This is a genomic window from Lentisphaera araneosa HTCC2155 (genome assembly GCF_000170755.1).
Taxonomy (GTDB): Bacteria; Verrucomicrobiota; Lentisphaeria; order Lentisphaerales; family Lentisphaeraceae; genus Lentisphaera; species Lentisphaera araneosa.
Genome location: NZ_ABCK01000065.1, coordinates 1 through 3051 on the forward strand (window position 1 = coordinate 1; position 3051 = coordinate 3051).

5 protein-coding genes are annotated in these 3051 nt (G+C 34.7%); 1 reads left to right on the forward strand and 4 read right to left on the reverse strand.

Annotation, left to right across the window (positions count from 1 at the left end; translation table 11 throughout):
- The first annotated feature begins 76 nt into the window (after positions 1 to 76).
- Positions 77 to 799 (forward strand): reverse transcriptase domain-containing protein, encoded by a 723-nt coding sequence (locus tag LNTAR_RS24525; RefSeq protein WP_007281477.1) that lies wholly within the window; start codon positions 77 to 79, stop codon positions 797 to 799.
- A gap of 162 nt (positions 800 to 961) precedes the next feature.
- Here the strand turns inward: LNTAR_RS24525 and LNTAR_RS24530 are convergent, their stop codons facing one another.
- The 4 genes from LNTAR_RS24530 to LNTAR_RS24545 form a co-directional block, all read right to left on the reverse strand.
- Entirely contained in the window at positions 962 to 1345 is a 384-nt protein-coding gene (locus LNTAR_RS24530) for a type II toxin-antitoxin system VapC family toxin (protein ID WP_007281478.1), read from the reverse strand.
- Positions 1345 to 1569, reverse strand: coding sequence for a ribbon-helix-helix domain-containing protein (locus tag LNTAR_RS24535; protein WP_007281479.1), 225 nt, complete (start codon positions 1567 to 1569; stop codon positions 1345 to 1347). The genes LNTAR_RS24530 and LNTAR_RS24535 overlap by 1 nt, the downstream gene beginning before the upstream one ends.
- 157 nt (positions 1570 to 1726) lie before the next feature.
- Positions 1727 to 2023, reverse strand: a complete 297-nt coding sequence (locus LNTAR_RS24540) for a type II toxin-antitoxin system RelE/ParE family toxin (protein WP_007281480.1) — start codon at positions 2021 to 2023, stop codon at positions 1727 to 1729.
- Complete coding sequence (locus LNTAR_RS24545) at positions 2020 to 2223, reverse strand: addiction module protein (RefSeq protein ID WP_007281481.1); 204 nt, start codon at positions 2221 to 2223, stop codon at positions 2020 to 2022. Before LNTAR_RS24545 ends, LNTAR_RS24540 begins: the two co-directional genes overlap by 4 nt.
- Positions 2224 to 3051: the final 828 nt, after the last annotated feature.

The window sequence follows — 3051 nt, forward strand, 5'->3', positions numbered from 1 at the left end:
TTATCAAATGCTTTCGTAAACGAGTCAGCGATGGAAGTATTCTTAATTTGATTGAGTCTTTCTCAAGAGCGGTGTGATGAATAAAGGCGAATTCGAGCCGAGTGAACTTGGTAGTCCACAGGGTGGAGTTATCAGCCCTTTAATTGCCAATGTTTATCTCAATGAATTCGATCAAGAAATGATGAGACGTGGCCACAGAATTGTGCGTTATGCAGATGATATCTTGATATTTACTCGTTCACAAAGCGCTGCAGAGAATGCGCTCGCTCAAGCAAGTAAGATTCTGGAAGAAGACCTTAAACTCACAGTGAATAAAGAGAAAACTCATTTAGCTCACTCGAGTACGGGGATTAAATTTCTTGGAGTGAAAATCTTTGGCTGGTGTACTCAAATACAGCAAAAGAAGATCAAAGCATTCAAGGGAAAAGTAAAGCTCATCACCAAGCGAAACTCACCAGTGAATCTACAAAGAGTCATTGATGAACTTCGTCCCAAGATGCGAGGCTTTGCCAATTACTTCCGAGTTGCTAATTGCAAGAAACTCTTCGAGGAGCTCATGGCCTGGATACGCCGTAGACTTCGCTCAAAGCAGATGAAGCTTTGGAAGAAACCAGCCAAACTCCAACGAGTTCTTAGACAAAGAGGCTATCAAGGTGACTTCAAAGCCATTAAGATGATATCTTGGCGTAATGCCTGCTCACAGCATGCGCATTATTCCATGCCTAATAGCTTGTTTGATGAACTGAAACTATTCGACATGAACAAAGTTGAAACAGGGATTTCTGTACCATCATGGTAATAAACATATACAGGAGCCGTATACGTGAACCGTACGTACGGTTCTGTGAGAGGGATAAGTCAGAGCCTAGTGCTCTGACTTACTCTACTCGATGTATAGAAAGTCCTAGATCACTAGCTCTAGTAAGAAAGTGCCGGGTGTAACCCATGCTTCTATGTCTTACTATTGATCTAATCTTATTTTATCCTCTACCATTGGAAAGTGCTTAAAGTTGTTTGTTACTAGATTAAAGTCATATTCAAGTGCAGTAGCAGCAATCATGCAGTCTGCTAATCCAGCATTATGTGATTTATAATATTTATTTTTCAGGTAACCAGAACTAATAGAAATATCTTTATTGAGCTCAATTATTGAAAATAAACCTAAAAAACTAGCTAATTGGGTTTCTTCGTTTTTTCCTTTTACTCCAGCATATAGTTCAGCAACTGTAACTACAGAAATAGATATGTTTTCTAGTTCATTTGAAATGAATTCTTTTCCACCTTCTTTGCCTCTGAGGAAATCAATAATGATACATGTGTCTACTAAATATTTTTTATGTGACATTATCGATCCATACTCTCACGAGTTTGTTGGAAGTCATGATCATTTGTTTTCCACATACCAAATGCGTTTAATAATGAAGCTTTTTTATTTTTGGTATTATTATTTTCGATAAAGGTGTCAATAGCATTTCTGATTAACTCACTTTGGCTTTTACCCGTTGATTGAGCTAATGACTCTAAACTTTCTTTTTCTTCTTTAGTTATATAGACTTGAGTACGTATCATAATATTCTCCTTGATGTATACATCTAATGTATGTTAGTTCAGTCAGTATATCAAGTTCTTTATTGTTATTTAACTCTAACAAGAAACTGGAGTTCGTACTTTCTATCTAAATTGTGACTCACAACGAAAGTATCAACTCCAGTTTCTTGTTAGGATTTTAGTCTTCTAACCTGTGTTTAATAAATGTAGGGTTTTGTCTTACATCCAATACAGAGTGAATATAAATAACTTCTTCATCATGTGAGTAGTAAATAGCGTAGGGGAATGTTCTTGATAACATTCTGAAGTACTTTCCAAAAAACTTTTGTTGAATTCCGTAATATAGAACTAGTGAATCAATTGAGGAAAATAGAGAATCTAAAAAATATTCTCCAACTCCAGGTTCTTGTTCTTCGTAAAAGTTATATCCGTTAATTAAATCTTGTGATGCATCTTCAGAGATTTTTATTCTCATCTACATGAGTTCCTGATAGATTTTTTTGCATCATTCCAATTAACAAATTTTTCTTTGCCTTCACGAGCTTTTAAAACTTCTTTGTGCCATGGTGGGGATTGAACTCCTTCTTCAGAATTTTGTAGTTCATTCCAAAGTTGTTCCATAGTTATAAGTTTTTCACTTAATGACATTTGCTTTATTTCTGCTAGTACATTCATAATTATGTCCGTTTTAACTTTATATAATCTAATCTCATTTTGAATATATAACAATGAATTTCTATTTATTATATCCTAACGTCCAGGATGATTTGTACTTTCTATCTAAATTGTGACTCACAACGAAAGTATCAGATCGATCCGTTTGTTAGTTTTTGTCTTTTATTTCTGATTTCTATATTTATAAAATTCTTTCATTTGAGATAATGAATTCAGATCTGATTTTGTTCTAAAATCATCTTACTTCAGATAATTCTAACTTCGTGCATCTGCGATTTATTTGGACTCTCATTTCTACAATTTGTTTTTAATTTTATTACAAACTAACGTCTAAACTGAGTTCGTACTTTCTATCTAAATTGTGACTCACAACGAAAGTATCAACTCCAGTTTCTTGTTAGTATTTTTTCTTTTTCTTGTTTTTTATTTAAAAATTCTGATCATTATCAGATCATTATTTCTGATTCAATTTAGCTCTAAAATTATAGGTTCAGATAATTCTAAATTCGTGCATCCGCGATTCTGGGATAATCGTTTCTATCATCTAATTTTATTATATACTAACGACTGGATTGAGTGATACTCGAGGTACGAGAGTATTCACTCCGATCCTTGGTTATCACTTTGAGCGCTCGAAAAGAACGGGCAGGATAAATAGGTGGCCAAGAAAACAGAGTATGGCTAAAATGAAAGACACTGTGCGAAAGCATACGAGGCGTTGTAACTGGCAATCGGTAAAGAAATCATTAAAGGTCTCAGCCTAGTCTCAAAGGTTGGTATGAGTACTTCAAACACTCAAATCGTTGGGCTATGCTCGAAGTTGATGCT